The 21,931-nt window shown below is 70.7% G+C and carries 25 protein-coding genes; 18 read left to right on the forward strand and 7 right to left on the reverse strand.

Annotation, left to right across the window (positions count from 1 at the left end):
- Positions 1 to 8 precede the first annotated feature (8 nt).
- The 6 genes from J4573_RS43120 to J4573_RS43140 all read right to left on the reverse strand — a co-directional run bounded on the left by J4573_RS43120 (position 9) and on the right by J4573_RS43140 (position 2,971).
- Complete coding sequence (locus J4573_RS43120; protein WP_208261991.1) at positions 9 to 467, reverse strand: hypothetical protein; 459 nt, start codon at positions 465 to 467, stop codon at positions 9 to 11.
- Between the two features lie 117 nt (positions 468 to 584).
- A complete protein-coding gene (locus J4573_RS55710) occupies positions 585 to 719 on the reverse strand; it encodes a hypothetical protein (protein ID WP_279575785.1) in 135 nt (44 codons plus the stop codon).
- 23 nt (positions 720 to 742) lie between these two features.
- Positions 743 to 1,300 carry a hypothetical protein gene (locus J4573_RS43125; RefSeq protein ID WP_208261992.1) on the reverse strand — a complete coding sequence of 186 codons (558 nt, stop codon included), beginning with the start codon at positions 1,298 to 1,300 and terminating at the stop codon, positions 743 to 745.
- The gene (locus J4573_RS43130) at positions 1,297 to 1,761 is read right to left on the reverse strand and encodes a thioredoxin domain-containing protein (protein WP_208261993.1); all 465 of its coding nucleotides are present in this window, start codon (positions 1,759 to 1,761) and stop codon (positions 1,297 to 1,299) included. The genes J4573_RS43125 and J4573_RS43130 overlap by 4 nt, the downstream gene beginning before the upstream one ends.
- Positions 1,758 to 2,282 carry a MauE/DoxX family redox-associated membrane protein gene (locus tag J4573_RS43135; RefSeq protein ID WP_208261994.1) on the reverse strand — a complete coding sequence of 175 codons (525 nt, stop codon included), beginning with the start codon at positions 2,280 to 2,282 and terminating at the stop codon, positions 1,758 to 1,760. The genes J4573_RS43130 and J4573_RS43135 overlap by 4 nt, the downstream gene beginning before the upstream one ends.
- Positions 2,279 to 2,971, reverse strand: coding sequence for a hypothetical protein (locus J4573_RS43140; RefSeq protein ID WP_208261996.1), 693 nt, complete (start codon positions 2,969 to 2,971; stop codon positions 2,279 to 2,281). Before J4573_RS43140 ends, J4573_RS43135 begins: the two co-directional genes overlap by 4 nt.
- A 436-nt stretch (positions 2,972 to 3,407) precedes the next feature.
- Between J4573_RS43140 and dut the strand changes: the two genes are divergently transcribed.
- The 7 genes from dut to J4573_RS56840 all read left to right on the forward strand — a co-directional run bounded on the left by dut (position 3,408) and on the right by J4573_RS56840 (position 8,167).
- Positions 3,408 to 3,881 (forward strand): dUTP diphosphatase, encoded by a 474-nt coding sequence (dut, locus tag J4573_RS43145; RefSeq protein WP_243774496.1) that lies wholly within the window; start codon positions 3,408 to 3,410, stop codon positions 3,879 to 3,881.
- A 3-nt stretch (positions 3,882 to 3,884) separates the two neighbouring features.
- Complete coding sequence (locus J4573_RS43150; RefSeq protein WP_208261998.1) at positions 3,885 to 4,712, forward strand: DUF3710 domain-containing protein; 828 nt, start codon at positions 3,885 to 3,887, stop codon at positions 4,710 to 4,712.
- Between the two features lie 262 nt (positions 4,713 to 4,974).
- Positions 4,975 to 5,967: an ATP-binding cassette domain-containing protein gene (locus J4573_RS43155; RefSeq protein ID WP_208261999.1), complete on the forward strand. Its 993-nt coding sequence runs from the start codon at positions 4,975 to 4,977 to the stop codon at positions 5,965 to 5,967.
- Positions 5,968 to 6,053: 86 nt separating this feature from the next.
- Positions 6,054 to 6,836 (forward strand): ABC transporter permease, encoded by a 783-nt coding sequence (locus J4573_RS43160; RefSeq protein ID WP_243774526.1) that lies wholly within the window; start codon positions 6,054 to 6,056, stop codon positions 6,834 to 6,836.
- An 89-nt stretch (positions 6,837 to 6,925) separates the two neighbouring features.
- Entirely contained in the window at positions 6,926 to 7,735 is an 810-nt protein-coding gene (locus J4573_RS43165) for an AzlC family ABC transporter permease (RefSeq protein WP_208262004.1), read from the forward strand.
- Positions 7,732 to 8,037 (forward strand): AzlD domain-containing protein, encoded by a 306-nt coding sequence (locus tag J4573_RS43170; RefSeq protein ID WP_208262006.1) that lies wholly within the window; start codon positions 7,732 to 7,734, stop codon positions 8,035 to 8,037. The genes J4573_RS43165 and J4573_RS43170 overlap by 4 nt, the downstream gene beginning before the upstream one ends.
- 49 nt (positions 8,038 to 8,086) lie before the next feature.
- Positions 8,087 to 8,167 carry a 50S ribosomal protein bL37 gene (locus J4573_RS56840; protein WP_372443016.1) on the forward strand — a complete coding sequence of 27 codons (81 nt, stop codon included), beginning with the start codon at positions 8,087 to 8,089 and terminating at the stop codon, positions 8,165 to 8,167.
- Here the strand turns inward: J4573_RS56840 and J4573_RS43175 are convergent.
- Positions 8,164 to 8,868, reverse strand: coding sequence for a PIG-L deacetylase family protein (locus J4573_RS43175; RefSeq protein ID WP_243774497.1), 705 nt, complete (start codon positions 8,866 to 8,868; stop codon positions 8,164 to 8,166). The genes J4573_RS56840 and J4573_RS43175 overlap by 4 nt on opposite strands.
- A gap of 143 nt (positions 8,869 to 9,011) precedes the next feature.
- Between J4573_RS43175 and J4573_RS43180 the strand changes: the two genes are divergently transcribed.
- The 11 genes from J4573_RS43180 (at position 9,012) to J4573_RS43230 (ending at position 21,925) form a co-directional block, all read left to right on the forward strand.
- Complete coding sequence (locus tag J4573_RS43180) at positions 9,012 to 9,269, forward strand: SAV_915 family protein (protein ID WP_208262008.1); 258 nt, start codon at positions 9,012 to 9,014, stop codon at positions 9,267 to 9,269.
- Entirely contained in the window at positions 9,266 to 10,600 is a 1,335-nt protein-coding gene (lysA, locus tag J4573_RS43185; protein ID WP_208262009.1) for a diaminopimelate decarboxylase, read from the forward strand. Before J4573_RS43180 ends, lysA begins: the two co-directional genes overlap by 4 nt.
- Before the next feature lie 143 nt (positions 10,601 to 10,743).
- Positions 10,744 to 11,253, forward strand: a complete 510-nt coding sequence (locus J4573_RS43190; protein ID WP_208262010.1) for a hypothetical protein — start codon at positions 10,744 to 10,746, stop codon at positions 11,251 to 11,253.
- Between the two features lie 72 nt (positions 11,254 to 11,325).
- Positions 11,326 to 11,415, forward strand: a complete 90-nt coding sequence (kdpF, locus tag J4573_RS43195) for a K(+)-transporting ATPase subunit F (RefSeq protein ID WP_208262011.1) — start codon at positions 11,326 to 11,328, stop codon at positions 11,413 to 11,415.
- On the forward strand, positions 11,416 to 13,083 hold the full coding sequence (gene kdpA / locus J4573_RS43200) for a potassium-transporting ATPase subunit KdpA (protein ID WP_208262012.1): 1,668 nt from the start codon (positions 11,416 to 11,418) through the stop codon (positions 13,081 to 13,083).
- On the forward strand, positions 13,083 to 15,269 hold the full coding sequence (kdpB, locus tag J4573_RS43205; protein ID WP_208262014.1) for a potassium-transporting ATPase subunit KdpB: 2,187 nt from the start codon (positions 13,083 to 13,085) through the stop codon (positions 15,267 to 15,269). Before kdpA ends, kdpB begins: the two co-directional genes overlap by 1 nt.
- Before the next feature lies 1 nt (position 15,270).
- Entirely contained in the window at positions 15,271 to 16,224 is a 954-nt protein-coding gene (locus J4573_RS43210; protein ID WP_208262016.1) for a potassium-transporting ATPase subunit C, read from the forward strand.
- Between the two features lie 126 nt (positions 16,225 to 16,350).
- The gene (locus J4573_RS43215) at positions 16,351 to 19,077 is read left to right on the forward strand and encodes an ATP-binding protein (RefSeq protein ID WP_208262018.1); all 2,727 of its coding nucleotides are present in this window, start codon (positions 16,351 to 16,353) and stop codon (positions 19,075 to 19,077) included.
- Positions 19,078 to 19,083: 6 nt separating this feature from the next.
- On the forward strand, positions 19,084 to 19,761 hold the full coding sequence (locus J4573_RS43220; protein WP_208262020.1) for a response regulator: 678 nt from the start codon (positions 19,084 to 19,086) through the stop codon (positions 19,759 to 19,761).
- 8 nt (positions 19,762 to 19,769) lie between these two features.
- A complete protein-coding gene (locus J4573_RS43225) occupies positions 19,770 to 21,632 on the forward strand; it encodes an APC family permease (RefSeq protein WP_243774498.1) in 1,863 nt (620 codons plus the stop codon).
- Positions 21,587 to 21,925 carry an SdpI family protein gene (locus tag J4573_RS43230; RefSeq protein ID WP_208262024.1) on the forward strand — a complete coding sequence of 113 codons (339 nt, stop codon included), beginning with the start codon at positions 21,587 to 21,589 and terminating at the stop codon, positions 21,923 to 21,925. The genes J4573_RS43225 and J4573_RS43230 overlap by 46 nt, the downstream gene beginning before the upstream one ends.
- The last annotated feature ends 6 nt before the right edge of the window (positions 21,926 to 21,931 follow it).

Below are 21,931 nucleotides of genomic sequence, written 5' to 3' on the forward strand. Positions count from 1 at the left end.
TCACCAGGCTACGCGAGCAGCAGGATCGCGAGCGAGCCCAGCGCGGTGAACGCGGTGATGTTCTTGATCCACGGCATGCGCACGGCGATGGCGGTGTCGCGGTCGGGGTCGCGGGACCAGAGGGTGAGCGCGGCGCTGAGGGCGCGGCCCGCGCCGAACGCCGTGCCGACGGCGGCGGTGGCGGCGATGCCCTGGTGGCTGAGCAGCAGGCCGAGTGCCAGGACGTACGGGGTGCTCGCGGACACGTAGGTGCGGACGCCGGTACCGAGCTCGAAGCCGAACTGCAGCGATCCCCGGCGCAGGCGGAACTGCAGCACCTCCTGTGGGACCTGGCGCGCGTTCTGCGGCAGTGGGATGTCGAACAGTCCCGCCTCGCGCGCCGCTCCGACAGCGGCGATGGTCAGGATCAGCGCGGTCCTGGTGTACGCGGGGAGGGGCTCGGACAGGCCGGACAGCAGCCACACCACCGCGGCGCTGAGGGTGCCCCCGAGCAGCAGCCCGAGGGTGAAAACGGCAAGGACTTCGCCCTGCCGTACAGGGGCCCGCCAACCTGGCGAGAAGAGGACGGCCTCCGAGTTACGCGTTCAAACCGAGCCGGACAGCGCGAAGCCCGCAAGCGCCCCTACCGACGCCCAGCACATGACCGTCGCGTTCAGCGCGGCCGCCGCGACGGCCAGCAGGGCGAGCGCGGCCACCGGCAGCAGGGGTTCGGTCGCCAAGGACCGGGCCCTGCGCGCGGCGGTCAGTTCTTGCACGCCATGGCCTTACGGCAGATGGTCTTGTACCAGCTTCCGCCCTTGGACTTCTTCCAGCCGTCGTGGCAGCGCCAGGTGACACCCTTACGGCAGTTGCCGCAGCTGTGCGCGTACGCCCAGATCCAGCCGTCCCACTTGCCGCCGTAGCACTGGTTGGGGCGCAGCTTGTACTTGTGGGGGTCGGAGACGCCCGACCTGTGGAAGCCCTTGTACTTGCCGCTCGTACGGCAGCACGTAGGGCACACCAGGCTCGGCCCGCAGCCGGGGGAGCAGTTGTGGTTGTGGGCATAGGCGGGGCATCGCGGATAGATGTCGTAGTAGCCGCGCAGGCTGTAACCGGCCGCGATGGCCTGCCGCGCCTGCGGGAAGACACCGATCGCGGTCAGCCCGAGGCCGGTCCCTGCCGCGACCATGCCGCGCAGCACGTTCCGGCGGATCGGCGCGGAGTCGGGGTCCGGAGCGGGGCCGCTGAAGCGGCGGCGCACTCGTTCGGCGCCGGGCGGGCGGGGGCCGCTCAGCGGGGGAATGTCCTCGAGCTCGATCATCGCGCGACCTCCAACTCCATCAGCTCCCGAAGGGCCTCGGGGGACCCGACCGGCTCGGCCGTGCGCACCCGGCCGTCCCCGTCCACGATCACCGCGAACGGCGTGGCGGGCACGCCGTAGGCCTCGAACAGCCCGTGCCGTTCACCCGTCAGCACCGAGACGCCCGGCGGCACCGCGGTCGGGCCGTCCTCGGCGAAGATCGCCTTGAACGGGCGGCCCAGCTCGCCGGCCGAGCCGAGGACCTCGGTGCAGACGCCGCAGTCCAGGTCCAGGAACAGCAGCAGGCCCGCGCCGAGCCGGTCGAACGCCGGCGCGGGAGTGCCCGGCGCCGGGCCGAGCGTGGTCCGTTGCGGCACGCCCCGGCTCAGCGCGTGGACCTGCCGTACGAGCCCGGCGACCACCAGCGCGAGCAGCAGGATCGCCACCCACGACAGCAGCAGCGCACTGGTCTGGAAGCTCATCGCGCCACCTTCGTCTCGATCATGGCCTGGGGGAGCGTCCACAAGATCACCGCGAACACCGCGCCCGCGATGACGGTGACGGCCAGCGGGAGGGCATCGGTGTCGTCCGGCAGCCCCCAGACCGCGCCCGCCACCGAGAGCGCCGCCAGAACGGCCGCGCGCCCCGCGACCCAGCCGGTCATCGGCGCGTTGAGATCTCCCGCGCAGCCGCACGGAACGCCGCGCGGCCGCACGTACGCCCCGTACAGCGCGTAGATCGCCAGCAGCACCGCGGCCCCGGCGAGCGCGCCGCGCACCAGCCCGGCCTGCCACAGCACGACCCCGGCCGCCGCAACGAGGCCGAGCAACGCCTCCGCCGCGACCGCCGCCACCGCGACCGGCACGACCAGCGAACGGGGAACGGTCCGATGCGCCCGCAGCGCGGCCGGGAGCACCCCGGGCCGCCGCAGGTGCCCGGCCAGCGCGCCCAGCAGCACCAGCGGAACGGCGATCATCGCGATGCCGGCCAGCAGGCCGGTCACCGGGCGACCGCCTCGACCGCCAGCCCCTGCAGGCCGCTCAGCGCCTCGCGCACCCGCTCCTCCTCGGGGAGCACGGTGACCAGCAGCGCCTTGGTGGCCAGCAGGAAGTAGGGGCCCTGGCCCTCGATCGTGTCCTGGAAGAGCTCGCCGCCCGCGACCTTGGCGCCCTGCCAGGACGGCAGCCGCCGCTTGGTCAGGCCGGTCAGCGCGGTGATCTCCAGCAGGCCGAGGCCGGGGACCTCCTTGACCAGTTCGGCCGGCTCGGGCCGTACGGCCCGCCCGCGCGGCACGGCGATCACGCCGTCGTCGTGCTCGGTCAGCCGCAGCGTGCCGAAGAACGCGACCGCGTCGGCCGGGCGGGCGTGGTAGAGGTGCGTGAAGACCGCGTGCCGCCGCCCCTCCCAGACCGCGAGCAGCACCGGATCGGCGATGCCGGAGTCGGGATCGTGCGTCCGCGTCCGCCCGACCCGCAGGCGCCCGCCCTGCACGCGGAACTCCTCGTCGAAGCGTTCCATGCCGACGTCGCTCGCCCAGGCGCGCGCGTCCGCGACGGTGCCGCTGGAGATCTCGTGCAGCCGTCCGGCCGCAGCGATCTTGGCGACCGACGTGGAGGGGCGGGAGAGATCGTGCGGGCCGGACAGCCGGACCCGGATTCCGTCGAGGGACCGATGAGTTACCTGTCGCCGCAAGACCGTGACCCCCCGTGAATGTGGGAACGTCGAGTGACAGGTGTGACGCTACGCGACCTGCGCCCTCCATGGGGTGAACCTTCCGCATCCGGCCAGGTAAGGCAGGTTCTCACCCGCCGGATCTTGGCTTCGCTCAGATCCCGAGGTATGGACCTTTCGGCCCGGGCCGTCCGAGCGGTCGTGACGACGGGGTCCTGACCGGGCGGTCGTGACGGGGGTCACTGCGGTTGAAGTACCCTGCGGGGGAGGGTCATCGCGCCGGTCGCCGGGCGAGCGGACATGTGCGCGGCGGCGTTTTGGTGACGGTCCGTGATCGGGCTCTCGGTATTGTCGTCTGGCCGCTCCCACGGCGCGGGCGGCGCCCCGCGTCCGGGCCCGCGCCGATCCCGGCCGTGCCGCTGCAGGCGTGGCGACCCCTGACCGTGAGGTGGAACCGTTGAGCAAGGTGGATGTGCTGATCAAGCGGCTCGACCCGGAGCTGCCGGTCCCGTCGTACGCGCACGCCGGCGACGCGGGCGCGGACCTGGTCGCCGCGGCCGACGTGGAGTTGCCGCCCGGTGAACGCGCGGTGGTGCCCACGGGCATGGCGATCGCGCTGCCGGACGGCTATGCCGCTTTCATTCACCCGCGCTCTGGTTTGGGCGCTAAGTTTGGGGTGACCATTGTCAATGCACCCGGTACGGTCGATGCCGGCTATCGGGGTGAGATCAAGGTGACCCTGCTGAACACCGACCCTCGCGCGACCGTGCGGCTCCGGCGCGGCGACCGCATCGCGCAGATGGTCGTGCAGCGCGTGGAACAGGCCGTGTTCCACGAGGTCACCGAGCTTCCCGGATCGCTCCGCGGGGCCAATGGATTCGGCTCGACGGGCGGGTTCGCGGATAATGAGCACAGTAAAGAAGGAGCGTGAGTCGTGGCTTTTGGACGTCGCAAGCAGGCTGAGGAGCCCGCGAATGAGTCCGAGCTGACCGACGAGGTCGACGCGGTCGACGAGGACGTGGCCGAGGACGAGGCTCCTGGCAAGGCGGAAGCGGGCGAGGGCGGCCCCTGGGACTCCGAGGAGAGCTACCCGGACCTGCAGCGCCTGGACTTCGGCGCGTTCCAGGTGCCGGTCGCGCCTGGCCTCGGCTTCCAGGTCAACTTCGAGGCCACCGAGGTCGACGAGGAGGGCAACCCGCTCGACGGGCGCCCGGTCGCGGTGTTGGTGCAGTACGAGGAGAGCGCCATGCAGTTGCAGGCGTTCGCCGCACCGAAGCGCAGCGGCATCTGGGAGGACGTCCGGCGGGAGACCGCCAAGGACATCGAGGAGGAGGCCCAGGGCCAGACGCAGGAGGGCGAGGGCCCGTTCGGCCCCGAGCTCATCGCGATGGTCCCGGCGGCTCTGACCGACGAGGTCCTCGCCGAGATGCCCGACGAGGTCAAGGAGCAGATCCCGGCCGAGTTCATCGAGCAGGGCTGGGCGCCGCAGCTGATCCGCTTCATCGGGGTGGACGGCCCGCGCTGGTTCCTCCAGGCCGTGGTGCAGGGCGCCGCGATCGAGGACGAGGAGCAGTGGCAGGTCCTCGAGGACGTCTTCCGCAACATCGTGGTCGTGCGCGGCGAGGAGCCGATGCCGCCCCGCGAGCTGCTGTCGCTCTCCATCCCGAAGGAGTTCTCCGAGGCGGGCGAGGAGGAGGGCGAGGAGGCCGTCGAGACCTTCAACCCCTTCGAGCGCGGCCCGGAGATCACCGAGGTCCGCTGACCTCATAGGCCTTTCGTAAGGGCGTCACCCCGACCAGGGGTGGCGCCCTTTTGCGTTCAACGGCAGGTCGTTGCACCACTTTCCAGGTTTGTGCCGGTGCGGTGAGCTGGGAAGACGTCATTTATGGCGTCAATCTGACGTCATTTTGCGTTGACGTGGCGTCGGAGTGCCTCGTAGCGTTCAGAGCGGCACGAATGAAACGACCGCGCTCGACCACGCTCCCTCGATCGCGTGCTCGCGATCGCACTCCCTCGGAGGGCCCATGAACACCGCCGAAGCGCCGGCCATCCTCGTGAGAGGGCTGCGCAAGTCGTACGGCGACCACGTCGTGCTCGACGGCATCGACCTGGAGATCCCGGCGGGGACGATCTTCTCCCTGCTGGGTCCGAACGGGGCGGGCAAGACCACCACGGTCCAGATCCTGTCCACGCTGATCGGCGCGGACGAGGGCACCGCCGTCGTCGCCGGTCACGACGTGAGCCGCGACCCCGGTGCGGTGCGCGGGTCGATCGGCGTGACCGGCCAGTACTCGGCGGTCGACAAGCTGCTGACCGGCCGCGAGAACCTGCTGATGATGGCCGACCTGCACCACCTGAGCCGCCGCGAGGGCCGTACGGTCGCCGACCGCCTGCTGGAGCAGTTCGACCTGGTCGAGGCCGGCAAGAAGGTGGCCGGGACCTACTCGGGCGGCATGCAGCGGCGCCTGGACCTGGCGATGACCCTGGTCGGCGGCCCGCGCCTGATCTTCCTTGACGAGCCGACCACCGGCCTGGACCCGCGCAGCCGCCGCACCATGTGGCAGATCGTCCGCGACCTGGTGGCGGACGGCGTCACGATCTTCCTCACCACCCAGTACCTGGACGAGGCCGACCAGCTCGCCGACAAGCTCGCGCTGCTGGACGGCGGAAAGATCATCGCCGAGGGCACCGCCGCCGAGCTGAAGCGCCGCGTCCCCGGCTCCCACGTACTGCTGCGCTTCCCCGACGCCGCGAACCTGCACGAGGCCACCCAGGTGATCAGCCAGTCCGCGCCCGGCACGGAGGCGCTCACGCTGAAGGTGCCGAGCGACGCCGGGCTGAGCTCCCTGAAGGTGCTGATCAGCCTGCTGGAACAGGAGTCGATCCAGGTGACCGACCTGAGCGTGCACACCCCCGACCTCGACGACGTGTTCCTGGCCCTCACCGGGCAGCCGACCGCCGCCGCCGACCCCGTTCCGGCAGGCGCCGGGCACACCGCGAAGGGCGACCTCCGATGACGACGCAGACGGCCCAGACGGCCCAGACGGCCACGGTGGTCCCGATCCGGGCGACCGCCGCCACCCCGCAGCCGCTGCGCGACTCGATGACCATGCTGCGCCGCAACCTGAAGCACCTGCTGCGCTACCCGTCCATGTCGGTCTCGATGGTCGGCATGCCGGTGATCTTCCTGCTGCTGTTCGTGTACGTGTTCGGCAGCACGCTCGGCGACGGGCTGGGCGGCCACGGCGTGCCGGGCGGCCTGGGCGGGCACGGAGGCCGCGGCGCCTACATCGACTACGTCACCCCCGGCATCATCCTGATGACCGCGGTCGGCGCCGCGACGGCGACGGCGGTGTCGGTCGCGACCGACATGACCGAGGGCGTCGTCGCCCGGTTCCGCACGATGGCGATCGCCCGTTCCTCCATCCTCACCGGGCACGCGCTGGGCAGCCTGATCATGACCCTGCTGGCCATGGCGGTCGTCACCGGCGTCGCCCTGCTGATCGGCTTCCGGCCGGACGCGAACGCCGTGGAGTGGCTGGCGGCCATCGGCCTCCTCGCCCTCTTCACGTACGCGATCGCCTGGCTCGCGGTCGGGATGGGCCTGGCGGCGGGCGGGCCGGAGTCGGCGAGCAACATGCCGATGCCCCTGCTGGTGCTGCCGTTCCTCGGCAGCGGGTTCGTGCCCACCGACTCGATGCCCACGGCCCTGCGCTGGTTCGCCGAGTACCAGCCGTTCACCCCGCTCATCGAGACCCTGCGCGGCCTGCTGCTCGGCACGCCGCTCCACAACAGCCCGGCCCAGGCGATCGGCTGGTGCGTGGGGACCCTGGTGCTCGGCTACCTGTGGTCCAAGAAGCTGTTCAGCCGCGATCCCTCCCGCTGATCTTCCTTCTCCGGTCGATTTGGTGCGTCGCGGGCCGCATGCGAGGATAACCACCTATCTGGGATAGATGGTTATGGGAGGTTCGCTGTATGCCCGCGACGCTGCGCGCCGGTGCCCGGCTGGCCGTGCCGCTGTTCGCCCCCACGCTCGCCCTCGGGCTGTCGTTCGGAGTGCTGGCCGCGCCGGTGATGGGGGTGGTCGCGCCCATCGTGATGTCGGCCGTGGTCTTCGCCGGCGGCTCGCAGTTCGCGGCGGTGGGCGTACTGGCCGGAGGCGGCGGCGCGTTCGCCGCCAGCGGGGCCGGGCTGCTGATGAACGCCCGTTTCCTGCCCATGGGATTCGCGTTCGCGCCCTCGTTCAGGGGCGGACGGCTGTGGCGGGCCACGCAGGGCTCGGCGATCGTGGACGCGGGCCTGATCCTGGCCCGCGATGAGCACGGGAAGTACGACCGGAACCTGCTGTTCGGATCCACCGCCGTGCAGTTCTGCGGCTGGGTCGGCGGGACGGCGCTCGGCGTCTTCGCCGGGAAGGCCCTGCCCGACCCGAACGCGTTCGGCATCGACGCGATCTTCCCCGCGTTCTACATCGCGCTGCTGGGGAGCGAACTGCGCAACCCCAGGGCTCGCGTGGCCGCCGTTCTGGCCGTCGCGGTGGCCCTGGGCGGCGCCGCGTTCCTGCCGCCCGGCGTCCCGGTGATCGCGGCCGCGGCGGTGGCGCTGATCGGCCTGATCCCCGAGCCGGAACGCACGAAGCCCGGATCCGCCACGCTCGGGCCGGCCAAGCCTGGATCGGACGCGGCCGAGCCGGACGCGACCAGGCCGGGCACGACCGAGCCGGACGCGACCAGACCGGGCACGACCGGGCCGGACGAGGCCGTGCGGGAGGAGGAGTCGGCGTGACGGTCTGGATCACGATCGGGCTGCTGGTGGTCGGGACGTTCGTCATCAAGGGCGCCGGGCCCGCCGCGCTCGGGCGCCGCGAGCTGCCGGCGCGGGTCGTTCCGGTGATCGCACTGCTGCCCGCGGTGCTGCTGTCGGCCCTGGTGGCGTACGAGACGTTCGCCGGTGACGGGGACTTCCACGTGGACGCCAAGGTCGTCGGCATCGGCGCGGCGGTGATCGCGGTGACGTTGCGCGCGCCGATGATCGTCGTCATGGTGGCCGCCGCCGCGGCCACCGCCCTGACGCGATTGGTGATGTAAGTCACATTTGGGTCTTGTCAGGCGTCGCGTACGGGTGGTCAATCAAGCCATGTCGAAGCGCACCCGCAAGCGTCGTGCCCGTAAGCGCGGTAAGGCCAACAAGGGCAAGCGGCCGAACGCCAATCACTAGAGCTCGATGAGTTCGAAGGGGATCGCCTGCGGGACGCCCGCCTCCTGACCGGCCGGTTCGGCGAGGCCGCGGAGGAATCCCTCCGGGTCGAAGTCGGCGCCGAGGTTGTCGAAGTAGATCTTGTGCGCCCGCAGCGAGGCGATGCCCGCCTCCAGGTGCCCGGTCACGTCGACGTAGTGGGCGGCCTGCGGCGATCCGCCGAACAGCGCGAACCGCACGCCCTGCCACGGCTCCATCTCCAGGTCGCGGAACACCCACCGGTTGGCGGCGTCGCGCACCGCGTCGGCGACCGCGAGGCCCAGCACGCGGTGGTCGGCCATGTTGAAGCCCTCCCCGCCGGTGAACGTCTCGCGGAAGTTGACCGACAGCACCACCTCGGGGCGGTGCCGCCGGATCGCGCGGGCCAGTTCGCGGCGGAGCGGCAGGCCGTACTCCAGCATGCCGTCGGGCAGGTCGAGGAATTCGACCGTGTCCACGCCGACGTGCGCCGCCGCCTCGATCTGCTCGCGGGTCCTGATCGCCGCCACGTCGTCGGGGTCCATCGAGTCGATCCCCGCCTCGCCGCGCGTCGCGAGCACCTCCACGACGTCCTTGCCCTGCGAGGTCCACTTGGCGACGGCGGTCGACCCGCCGTACTCCAGATCATCGGGGTGCGCCGCGATGGCCAGCGCCCGCCCCCAGTCCTCAGGTACCGGTTCCATGCCCCCCATTTTCGCCGACCTTGTTAGGGGCTCGTGAGGGTCAGGGGCCTCGCCGTAAGCATCGCGTAGCGAAAAGGATCATCCTCGCGGAACCGCCCTAGCGTGATGAGAGCTGGACGAAACGTCACGGAAGGGCGGGTCGGGTGGACGAGCGGTTAATCGTTCCGGTGCGCGAGTGCGCGGGCGGTGTGGTGTCGGTGCGCACCGCCCGGGCGGACTCGGGGGAACGGGTCGGATTGGCCTTCACCAGCGAGGTGCGCCTGCGGGCGGCGCTGGGCGACGGGCAGCGGTGGATCGCGATGGCCGAACCGGCCCTGCGCGCCATGCTCCGCCCGCTCGCGGTGACCCGGATCCAGACGGACCCGGTGCTGGTGAGTCGGTCGCGGCGGGTCGCCGCATGAACAAGGAGCTCGACGTGGTGGTCACCCAGGTCAAGGAGTCGGTCTGGCCGGTCACGGCGTACCCGCGCCAGGACGGCGACATGGCCGTCGGCGGGATCGGACTGGCGAAGCTGGCCGAGCGGTTCGGCACGCCGCTTCACGTGATGGACGAGGAGGACGTACGGCGTCGCTGCCGTGCCTTCACGCGGGCGTTCCCGGAGGCCGACGTCGCGTACGCGGGCAAGGCGTTCCTCTGCCGGGTCATGGCCGGATGGATCGCGTCCGAGGGCCTGTCCCTGGACGTGTGCTCGGCAGGCGAACTCGCCGTCGCACGAACGGCCGGCTTCCCGGCGCGCAAGGTCCTCATGCACGGGAACGCCAAGACCCCCGACGACCTGCGCGCCGCCCTCTCATACGGCGTGGGGCGGATCGTCGTCGACTCGTTCAGCGAGATCACACGACTGGCCGCGATGGCCGCCGGAGGAACGACCCCACGCCCACGCCTGATGGTCCGGGTGACGCCGGGCGTTGACGGCCACACGCACGAGGCGATCAGCACCGGCACTGATGACCAGAAGTTCGGCTTCTCGCTCGCCTCTGGCGCCGCCGCGGAGGCGATCCAGCGGGTCATCGCGCAGCGCCGCCTGGAGCTGGTCGGCCTGCACTGCCACATCGGCTCCCAGATCACCGACCTGGACGCGTTCGACCTGTCCGCCCGCCGCATGATCGGGCTGCTGGCCGCAGTACGGGACGCGCACGGCATCACGCTGCCCCAGCTCGACCTCGGCGGCGGCTTCGGCGTCCCCTATCGGGAGGGCGACCCCGAGCTCGATCCCCAGGCGCTCGCCGACCGGCTGCACCGCGTGCTCCGCGAGGCCTGCGACGAGAACCGCCTGCCCGTCCCGAAGATCACGATCGAGCCAGGCCGTGCCATCGCCGCGCGAGCCGGGGTGACCGTCTACCGCGTGGTGAGCGTCAAGCACGCCGCCTCAGGCGGCCTCCTGGTCGCGGTCAACGGCGGCATGAGCGACAACCCCAGACCCGGCCTCTACGGCGCCCGCTACTCGGTCCGCCTCATCGGCCGCAAAAGCCTGGGCGGCGACCGAACGGCCACCGTCGTGGGCCGCCACTGCGAGGCCGGTGACGTCCTGGTGAAGGACGCCCAGTTCCCCGCCGACATCCGGCCCGGCGACCTGCTCGCCATCCCCTGTACGGGCGCCTACCACCACTCGATGGCCTCCAACTACAACCTGGTCCCCAGGCCGCCCGTGCTGGCCGTACGCGAGGGCCGGGCCCGGCTGATGATCCGCCGGGAGACCGAGGAAGACCTCCTCCGCCGCGACGCCGGCTGAGCCCGCCGTTAGGGCGGTGTTAAGCGTCGTTCGGGCGGCGCTAAGAACCCGTCAAGGGTGCACAAAACGCCTATTCGGCGGCGCTTTACTCCATGCGAGCCCCCGAATTCGGGGCTCATGTGATGACCACTGAGGAGGCTGACATGGACCGCTGGGAACAGTCCGCCTGGCCGCTGGCCGGGGGTGCTCTGTGTGCCTTCGTGCTCGCGGTCGTACTCAAGGACGCGGCGTGGCAGTTCGCGTTCGCCGCGGTCGCCGTCTCGGTCGTGGGCTGGGCGCTGTGCGCTCCGGTCGCGGCGGGCGGGGCGCTCGGGGCGGTCGCCTGGGCGGTGACCACCGGGTTCGACGTCTCCAAGACGGGCGAGCTGGCGGTCCCCGGTCTGGACGACCTGGCGCGGGCGGGTCTGCTGGTCGGGCTCGGCCTGGCTGCGGGCGTCGCGGGCAAGGTCCTGTCGTCCGGCCGGTCCGGCGAGGACATTGGGGACATTTCCCCAGCTCAGTCCATGTCTCCCTTTGAAGGGGTACATCACATCTCGGGGGTTACGGACGGTCCCTATCGCCGTCCAGTACCGCGCCAGCGCGAAACCGCGGCGCGTTTCCGGGCCGTTCCGGTCCCCGGTCATTCGACAAAGGAAACCAACAACGATGTCTGACCTGGCCTTCGTCCTGCTGACAGTGGCGGTCTTCGTCCTGCTCGGCCTGCTGGTGAAGGGCGTGGAGAAGCTGTGACCGCCGAGAACCTGGTCGGCCTCATCCTGGCCGCCGGCCTGATCGTCTTCCTCATCGCCGCCCTCTTGTACCCGGAGCGCTTCTAAATGAGTACGACCGTCGCGGGGATCATCTTCATCGGATCCCTCGTCGTCGCTCTGGCCATCGCGTACCGGCCACTGGGCGACTACATGTACCGGGTCTTCAGCGGTACCAAGCACTCGCGCGTAGAGAAGGTCGTCTACAAGCTCATCGGCGTCAAGCCCGACACCGAGCAGACCTGGGGCGTGTACGCGCGCAGCGTGCTCGCGTTCTCCGCCATCAGCGTGCTGTTCGTCTACCTGCTCCAGCGGGTCCAGGACAAGCTCCTGCTCAGCATCGGCATGACGCCGGTGAAGCCGGACCAGGCCTGGAACACCGCGGTCAGCTTCATGTCCAACACCAACTGGCAGTCCTACCTGGGCGAGCAGACGATGGGCCACCTGGTCCAGATGCTCGGCCTGGCGGTGCAGAACTTCGTGTCGGCCGTGGTCGGCATCTGCGTCGCGATGGCGCTGGTACGGGGGTTCGCCCGCAAGCGGACCGGTGACCTGGGCAACTTCTGGGTGGATCTGGTGCGCGGAACGATCCGCATCATGCTGCCCATCGCGTTCGTGGGCGCGCTCATCCTGGTCGCGGGCGGCGTGGTCCAGAACTTCTGGAACCCGGCCGACCATGTGATCAACACTGTCGCGGGCGGCCACCAGGCCATCACCGGCGGGCCGGTCGCCAGCCAGGAGGTCATCAAGGAGCTCGGCACGAACGGAGGCGGCTTCTACAACGTCAACTCCGCGCACCCGTTCGAGAACCCGCAGACCTGGACCAACTGGTTCGAGATCTTCCTGATCCTGGTCATCCCGTTCGCGCTGTGCCGCACGTTCGGCCGGATGGTCGGCCAGAATCGCCAGGGCTACGCGATCCTCTCGGTGATGGCCACCATCGCGATCATCAGCGTGGTGGCGGTCAACGCGTTCCAGCTCATGCACCACGGAACGGTCCCGACCGCGGTCGGTGCCGCCACCGAGGGCACCGAGGCCAGGTTCGGGGTGTCCAACTCGGCGACGTTCGCCGGCGCGACGACGCTGACCTCGACCGGTGCCGTGGACTCCTTCCACGACTCCTATACGAGCCTCGGCGGCATGGTGCCGCTCATCAACATGATGCTCGGCGAGGTCGCGCCCGGCGGTACGGGTTCTGGCCTGTACGGCATGCTGATCCTGGCGATCATCACGGTCTTCGTCGCCGGCCTCATGGTCGGCCGCACGCCGGAGTACCTCGGCAAGAAGATCGGCAGCCGGGAGATGAAGTTCGCCTCGATGTACTTCCTGATCACGCCGATCCTGGTGCTGGTCGGTACCGCGGTCGCGATGGCGACCGACGCGGGGAAGGCGGGGCCGCTGAACAGCGGTCCACATGGGTTGTCCGAGGTGCTCTACGCGTTCACCTCGGCCTCCAACAACAACGGGTCGGCGTTCGCCGGCATCACCGTCAACACCGTCTTCTATGACACCGCGCTCGGCCTGTGCATGGCGTTCGGGCGGCTCCTGCCGATCATCTTCGTGCTGGCGCTGGCCGGCTCGCTGGCCAGACAGGGGCACACGCCCGAGTCGGACGGCACGCTCCCGACCCACAAGCCCCAGTTCGTGGGCCTGGTCGTCGGCGTGACGTTCATCCTCATCGCGCTCACCTTCCTCCCGGCGCTCGCGCTCGGGCCGTTGGCCGAAGGACTCCACTGATGACCACCCAGACAGTCGAGGCGCCGAGCCCCTCGTCTCAGCCGCCCGCCTCCAAGGGCGGCGGCAAGATCCAGGGCGGCCTGCTCGACCCGAAGCAGCTGCTGAAGTCGCTGCCGGACGCCTGCAAGAAGCTCGACCCGCGCACGCTGTGGCGCAACCCGGTCATGCTGATCGTCGAGATCGGCGCGGTCTGGACCACGGTCCTGGCCGCGATCCACCCGTCGGTGTTCGCCTGGCTGATCACCGTCTGGCTCTGGCTGACGGTCGTCTTCGCCAACCTGGCCGAGGCCGTCGCCGAGGGGCGCGGCAAGGCCCAGGCGGACTCGCTCCGCAAGGCCAAGACCGACGCGGTGGCCCGCCGCCTCATCGGCTGGCGGCCCGGCGCGACCGGCGCCACCGGCCTGAACGAGGAGGAGGTCGGCGCGCCCGAGCTGAAGCAGGGCGACCACGTGGTCGTCGAGGCCGGGCAGATCATCCCCGGTGACGGCGACGTCGTCGAGGGCATCGCCAGCGTGGACGAGTCGGCGATCACCGGCGAGTCGGCCCCGGTCATCCGGGAGTCGGGCGGTGACCGTTCGGCCGTCACCGGCGGCACCAAGGTGCTGTCGGACCGGATCGTCGTGCAGATCACGCAGAAGCCGGGCGAGTCGTTCATCGACCGGATGATCGCGCTCGTCGAGGGCTCCAGCCGGCAGAAGACGCCGAACGAGATCGCCCTCAACATCCTGCTGGCCGCGCTCACGATCATCTTCCTGCTGGCCGTGGCGACGCTGCAGCCGCTGGCGATCTACTCCAAGGGCAACAACCCCGGCGTGGCGAACACGCTGTCGCTCGACACGCACGGCGTCACCGGCATCGTGCTGGTCTCGCTGCTGGTCTGCCTCATCCCGACGACGATCGGCGCGCTGCTGAGCGCGATCGGCATCGCGGGCATGGACCGGCTCGTTCAGCGGAACGTGCTGGCGATGAGCGGGCGCGCGGTCGAGGCCGCGGGCGACGTCAACACCCTGCTGCTGGACAAGACCGGCACGATCACGCTGGGCAACCGGCAGGCGGCCGAGTTCCTCCCGGTGGACGGCGTCTCCGAGCAGGACCTGGCCGACGCGGCGCAGCTGTCCAGCCTCGCCGACGAGACCCCCGAGGGCCGGTCGGTCGTGGTGTTCGCCAAGCAGCGCTACGGCCTGCGCGAACGCACGCCGGGCGAGCTCACGCACGCCACGTGGGTGCCGTTCACCGCGCAGACCCGGATGTCGGGCGTCGACCTCGACGAGCTCGGCGACGGCAAGCCGGACCGCTGGCTGCGCAAGGGCGCGGCGGGCGCGGTGGCCGACTGGGTACGCGAGCAGGGCGGCACCGTCCCGGCCTCGCTGAGCCAGATCGTCGACGGCGTCTCGGCCTCAGGCGGCACGCCGCTGGTGGTCGGCGAGAAGCAGAACGGCGACGTGCGCGTCCTCGGCGTCATCCACCTCAAGGACGTGGTGAAGGAGGGGATGCGGGAGCGGTTCGATGAGATGCGGCGGATGGGGATCCGGACGGTGATGATCACCGGTGACAACCCGTTGACCGCCAAGGCGATCGCCGATGAGGCCGGGGTCGATGACTTCCTGGCCGAGGCCAAGCCGGAGGACAAGCTTGCTCTGATCAAGAAGGAGCAGGAGGGCGGCCGGCTGGTCGCCATGACCGGTGACGGCACCAACGACGCGCCCGCCCTCGCCCAAGCCGACGTGGGTGTGGCGATGAACACCGGGACCTCGGCCGCCAAAGAGGCCGGGAACATGGTCGACCTGGACTCCGACCCCACCAAGCTCATCGAGATCGTGGAGATCGGCAAGCAGCTCCTCATCACCCGGGGCGCCCTCACGACCTTCTCGATCGCCAACGACATCGCCAAGTACTTCGCGATCATTCCCGCGATGTTCGTGGCGCTGTTCCCGGGCCTGGACGCGCTCAACATCATGCGTCTGCACAGCCCGCAGTCGGCGATCCTCTCGGCGGTCATCTTCAACGCGCTGGTCATCATCGCGCTGATCCCGCTCGCCCTGCGGGGCGTCAAGTACCGGCCGAGCAGCGCGTCCAAGCTGCTCAGCCGCAACCTCTACGTCTATGGCATCGGCGGGATCGTGGCGCCGTTCATCGGCATCAAGATCATCGACCTCGTCGTCCAGTTCCTTCCGGGGATGTCCTGATATGCGTCTACCAAGCTGGATCCGCCAGCACCTGGCGGCGGTCCGTGCGCTCGCCGTGCTGACCGTGATCACCGGCATCATCTATCCGCTGGCCGTCTTCGGGGTCGCCCAGATCCCGGGGCTGAAGGACAAGGCCGACGGGTCGATGCTCAAGGTGAACGGCAAGACCGTGGGCAGCGAGCTCATCGGCCAGTCGTTCACCGACAAGGACGGCAACGCGCTCAAGCAGTACTTCCAGAGCCGCCCGTCCTCCACCATCGAGGGTCCCGTCCAGAAGGACGTGAACCCCGACAGCACCGCCTACAACCCGACCGGCACCTCGGCCGGCAACCTCGGGCCCGAGGACACCGTCGACACCCTGCCCGACCCCAAGCTCGTCGCGGCGGGCGAGGAGGACGAGAACGCCAAGACCAGCCTGCTCACCACGGTCTGCACCAACAGCAAGACCATCGGCGAGCTGGAGGGCGTGGACGGCTCCCGGCCGTTCTGCACCCCCGGTGGCGTGGGCGCGGTGCTGTCCCTGTTCGGCCCGCGCGACTCCCAGGGCAAGGTGTCCAAGCCGACCCGGGTCGTCAGCCTGAACGAGGAGCAGGGCGTCGTGAAGACCCCGTTCGTCTCCGAGTACAAGGGCGTGAAGGTCGAGCTGGCCAAGTTCGGTGAGGACTACGCCGCGGGCCAGGTCGTACCGATCAAGGGCGACGCGCCGACCAAGCCGGCCGTACCGGCCGACGCGGTCACCGCCAGCGGCAGCGGCCTCGACCCGCACATCTCGACGGCCTACGCCGACATCCAGATCAAGCGGATCGCGGCGGCCCGGCACATCTCGCCCGCGCAGGTCGAGAAGCTCGTCAAGGCCGCCACCAGCGGCCGTGACCTGGGCTTCATGGGCGAGCCGCGCGTGAACGTGGTGAAGCTCAACGCCCAACTGGACGCCAGGTACCCGTTCCAGAGCTGAGCCTTCCACCAGGGGTGGGCGGGCCGCTCCCGTCCCTGCGGCACGGCCGGCACCCGCCGTCCGTGCCGCGGGGACGGCCCGCCCTGCTCGGTCGGACGACCCGGCGAATCGAGATGAGGAGGTGTGATGCCCCGAGGGCGGTTGCGGATCTATCTGGGCGCCGCACCCGGCGTCGGCAAGACCTTCGCCATGCTCTCCGAAGGAGCACGGCGGGGGGTACGCGGCACCGACGTGGTCGTCGGCTTCGTGGAGACCCACAACAGGCCGAAGACGGCGGCGCTGGTCGAGGACCTCGAGGTCGTTCCGCGCAAGCTGATGGACTACCGCGGCGCGACGTTCAGCGAGCTGGACGTCGACGCGGTGATCGCGCGGGCCCCGGAGGTCGCGCTCGTCGACGAGCTCGCGCACACCAACGTGCCCGGCAGCCGCAACGACAAGCGGTGGCAGGACATCGAGGAGATCCTCGAGGCCGGGATCGACGTGATCTCGACCGTGAACGTCCAGCACCTCGACTCGGTCAACGACGTGGTCGAGCAGATCACCGGCGTGCCGCAGCGCGAGACCGTGCCCGACGAGGTGGTGCGCCGCGCCGATCAGGTCGAGCTGATCGACATGACGCCGGAGGCGCTGCGGCGCCGGATGGCGCACGGCAACATCTACGCCCCCGAGAAGGTGGACGCCGCCCTCGGCAACTACTTCCGGGTCGGCAACCTCACCGCGCTGCGCGAACTGGCGCTGCTGTGGCTGGCGGACAAGGTCGACGACCAGCTGGACCGTTACCGGGCCGACCACGACATCCGGCGGACGTGGGAGGCCCGGGAACGCGTGGTGGTCGCGCTCACCGGCGGGCCCGAGGGCGACACCCTGGTCCGCCGGGCCGCCCGCATCGCCGACCGGAGCAAGGGCGCCGACCTGCTGGCCGTGCACGTCACGCGCAGCGACGGCCTCACCGACTCCGACCCGGCGAACCTCACCCGGCAGCGGGCCCTGGTCGAGAGCCTGGGCGGCAGCTACCACCAGGTCGCCGGAACGAACGTGCCGGACGCCGTCCTGGACTTCGCGCGCGGGGTGAACGCGACGCAGCTCGTACTGGGCGCGTCCCGGCGCGGCCGCGTCGCGCAGCTCTTCTCGCGCGGCGTCGGCGTCACGACAACGGCCCGTTCCGGCCCCATCGACGTGCACCTGGTCACCCACGAGGAGGTCAACCAGGGCCGCCGGTGGAAGGCGCTGCGCGCGGCGTGGGGAGTCCCCGCCAAGCGACGCAAGGCGGGCTTCGTCCTCGCCGTCGTCCTGCTGCCGCTGCTCACGATCGTGCTGAGCCACCTGCGCGGGCAGGTGACGCTGGCCAGCGACATCCTCATCTTCCAGGCCGCCGTGATCGGCGTCGCGCTGCTCGGCGGTCTCTTCCCCGCGCTGTTCGCCGCGATCGCCGGGTCGCTGCTGCTCAACTACTACTTCACCCCGCCGATCTACAGGTTCACCGTGCACGACCCGGAGGCGCTCTTCCAGCTGGTGGTGTACGTGGTGGTCGGCGTGACGGTCAGCACGATCGTCGACATGACCGCGCGCAAGAGCAGACAGGTCTCCCAGGCGCAGACCGACTCGCAGATCCTGTCCACGCTGGCCGGCGACATCCTGCGCGGCGACGCCGACGGCGGCCGCGACTACAGCGCCCTCGCCGCGATCCTGGAACGCCTCCGCGAGACGTACGCCCTCGAATGCGTCACGCTCCTGGAACGCGACCCGGACGAACCGGCCACCCCGGTCACCAACCGCGACCCCGACAGCTGGATCATCGTCGCGACCGCGGGCGGCACGCCCTGCACGAGCCCCGACGACGGCGAGTCCGACATCCTCGTCGACGACACCCTCGCCCTGGTCCTGCGCGGCCGTGCCCTGCCCGCGTCCGACCGCAAGGTCCTGGAGGCGTTCGCCGCCCAGGCCGCCGTGGCGCTTCGCCACCAGCGGCTGGCCGAGGAGGCCGAGCAGGTCCGCCCGCTGGCCGCCGCCGACAAGATGCGCACCGCCCTGCTGAACGCGGTGAGCCACGACCTCCGTACGCCGCTGGCCTCCGCCAAGGCCGCCGTCGACAGCCTCCGCAGCCCCGACGTCAGCTGGAGCGAGGAGGACCAGGACGAGCTGGTCTCCACCGCCGCCGAGTCCCTGGACCGCCTCGACCGCCTGGTCGCCAACCTCCTGGACATGAGCCGCCTGCAGGCGGGCTCGCTCGGCATCACCGCGCAACCGGTCGCGGCCGAGGACATCGTGCCCCGCGCGCTCGCCGACCTGGAACCTCTCGAGTCCGCCGACGTCGAGACCGCCATCCCCGAGGGACTCCCCGAGATGGTGGCCGACCCCGCGCTGCTGGAACGGGTGCTGGTCAACCTCATCGCCAACGCCGTCCGCTACAACCCGCCGGAAGGGCCCGTGCTCGTCACCGCCAGCTCCCACGCCGACCGCCTCGAACTGCGCGTCATCGACCGCGGCCCCGGCATTCCGCACGAGGACCGCGACCGGGTCTTCGAACCGTTCCAGCGGCTCGGCGACCGCGACAACGACACCGGCGTGGGCCTCGGCCTCGCCCTCTCCCGCGGCCTCACCGAGGCCATGGGCGGCTCGATCAGCATCGAGGAGACCCCGGGCGGCGGCCTGACCATGGTCGTCGACCTGCCCACCCACCGCCGCGAACAGGCCGAGCCCGCCAAGCGCGCCGAGCCCGCCGACCCGGCCGCCTCCGACCCGGCCGCCTCCGACTCGGCCGAGCTCGCCGAGCCGAATCTCGCCGATCCGGTGATGCTCGACCGCGTCGCCGCGTGGCGGGACCGGATCGGCCACGACCACGATCGGGGATAGCAGTTCATGACACGAGTGCTGGTGGTCGACGACTCGCCGCAGATCCTGGCGACCCTCCGCCTGAACCTCCGGGCCCGCGAGTACGACGTACGGGTCGCTCCCGACGGCGGGCAGGCCCTCACCAGGGCCGCCGACTGGCATCCCGACCTGGTCATCCTCGACCTCGGGCTGCCCGACCTGGACGGCGTCGACGTCATCCGCGGGCTGCGCGGCTGGAGCGAGGTCCCGATCATCGTGCTGTCCGGCCGGGCGGGCAGCAAGGACAAGGTGGACGCCCTGGACGCGGGCGCCGACGACTACGTGACCAAGCCGTTCGGCGTGGACGAGCTGCTCGCCCGGATCAGGGCGATCACCCGCCGCGCCCCGGTGGACGAGGTGTCGCCGACCGTGCAGGTCGGCTCGTTCGTGGTCGACCTCGCGCGCAAGGCCGTCACCGCCGAGAACGGCAAGGGCGTGCACCTCACCCCGACCGAGTGGGGCATCGTCGAGCTGCTGCTGCGCAACCCCGGCAAGCTGATCTCCCAGCGCCAGCTGCTCGCCGAGGTCTGGGGCCCGAACCACCTCAAGGAGACCCACTACCTGCGGGTCTACCTCGCCTCCCTGCGCCGCAAGCTGGAGGTCGACCATTCGCGCCCCCGCCACTTCATCACCGAACCCGGCATGGGCTACCGCTTCGAGCCATGAGAGAACCGATGACCTCCCTCCGCACCGCCGCCCCCGAGGAACCTCCTGATCAGGCCGAACGTCATCGACTGACCGTCATCGGAGGCCTCGCCGCGCTCTCGCTCGACGCCATGGCGTCCGTCGCGTACGGGCCCGAGGCGATCGTGATCGTCCTGGCGGTCGCCGGGGGAGCGGGCATGGGCTGCACCCTTCCGGTCACCCTCACCATCGCGGGTCTGCTGGCCGTCCTGGTCTTCTCCTACCGGCACGTCATCGCCGCGTTCCCGGAGGGCGGGGGCGCGTACGGAGTCTCCAAGAAGTATCTGGGGCGCCGGTCCGCGCTGGTCGCGGCGGCCTCACTGATCGTCGACTACGTGCTGAACGTGGCGGTCTCGGTCGCGGCGGGCGTGGCCGCGCTGACCTCGGCGTTCCCCGGGCTGCTGCCCTGCACCGTCTGGATCTGCCTCGCCGTCCTCGCGCTCATCACCGCGATCAACTATCGGGGCATCGCGCACAGCGCGCGGCTGTTCATCGCCCCGACCGTCATCTACGTCGGCGCGATCGTCCTGGTCATCGTCGTCGGCCTGCTGCGCGACTCGGCCGTGACCGTCGAGCAGGCCCACCACCAGGCGCAGACCCTGCAGTCCGTCGGGGTGTTGCTGCTGCTCAAGGCGTTCGCGAACGGTTGCGCGGCGCTGACCGGCGTCGAGGCCATCGCCAACGCCGTCCCCTCGTTCAAGAGGCCGCGCGTGAAGCGGGCCCAGCACGCCGAGCTCGCGCTCGGCGGCCTGCTGGCACTGATGCTGGTCGGCATCGCGCTGCTGATCGAGAAGTTCGAGATCAGGCCGGTCGAGGGCGTGACCGTGCTCTCCCAGGTCACCGAGGCGGCCGTCGGGCACGGTGCCGGTTTCTACGTGGTGCAGTTCGCCACCGTCATCCTGCTCGCGCTGGCGGCCAACACCTCGTTCGGCGGCCTGCCCGTTCTCGCGCAGCTGCTGGCCAAGGACAACAACCTGCCGCACCTGTTCGCCCTGCGCGCCGAACGTCAGGTCCACCGCTACGGCATCGGCTTCCTCGCCGTCACCGCGGGGATCCTGCTCGCCGCCTCGAACGGCGACATGAACACGCTCGTCCCGCTGTTCGCGATCGGCGTCTTCGTCGGCTTCACGCTGTCGCAGGCGGGCATGGTCCGGCACTGGCTGACCGAACGCACGCCCGGATGGCACGGCAAGCTGGCGCTGAACGCCTTCGGCGCCGTGCTCACCGCGATCGCCGCCGTCGTCGTCACCGCGACCAAGTTCGCCGACGGCGGCTGGCTGATCCTGGTCGCCCTCCCGCTCATGGTCGTGCTCATGGAATGGGTGCACCGTTCGTACGCCAGGATCGGCGACCGTCTCCAGCTCGGCCGCACCCCGCCGCCGCCCCGGCCACGCAGGTCGCTGGTCGTGGTCCCGATCGGCGGCGTCAGCCTCCTCACCCAGCAGGCCCTCGCCGCCGCGCTCAGCCTCGGCGACCGCGTCGTCGCCGTCCGGGTCGTCCACCCCGACGACGAGGAGGAGAACGCGCGCTTCGTCGCCGAGTGGGAGGCGTGGGCCCCCGACGTCGAGCTCTCCCTCATCAACGATGAGCGCCGCCGTCTCGTGGAGCCGATCGTGGAGTACGTCAATGACGTCCGCGAACGGCACGTCTTCGTCCTGATCCCCGAGGTCGAACCCGAGCACGTCTGGGAACGCGTCCTGCAGAACCAGCGCGGCGCCGTCCTCTCCCACGCGCTCCGCCGCGATACCGGCAGCGTCGTCTCGCGGCTCCGCTTCCCGATGGACCCCCACAGAGAGAACATGAAGCAGTGCAGCACTACGTCTTCGGCACCATCATCGTCCTCGCCGGTGTGATGATCGCCGTCGTGGGCAGGCGCACCGGCCAGGGCAAGCTCGGCCGCAACCGCAAGGCCGGCATCCGGACCGCCACCACCCTCGCGAGCGACGAGGCCTGGCTGACCGTCCACCGGGCGGCCGAGCCGTGGACGATCGCGGGCGGCCTGGCGATGATCATCTGCGGTCTCGCCGCGCTCGGCATTCAGCACAACGGCATCGCCGCCGTGGTCGCCGGTCTCGGCGCCCTCCTCGGCGCGGGCCTGTCCATCATCGGCGCCGTCGTCGGCCACTCCGTCCTGCGCGCCCGATAACGAATC

This window comes from Actinomadura barringtoniae (genome assembly GCF_017573505.1).
GTDB classification, from domain to species: domain Bacteria; phylum Actinomycetota; class Actinomycetes; order Streptosporangiales; family Streptosporangiaceae; genus Spirillospora; species Spirillospora barringtoniae.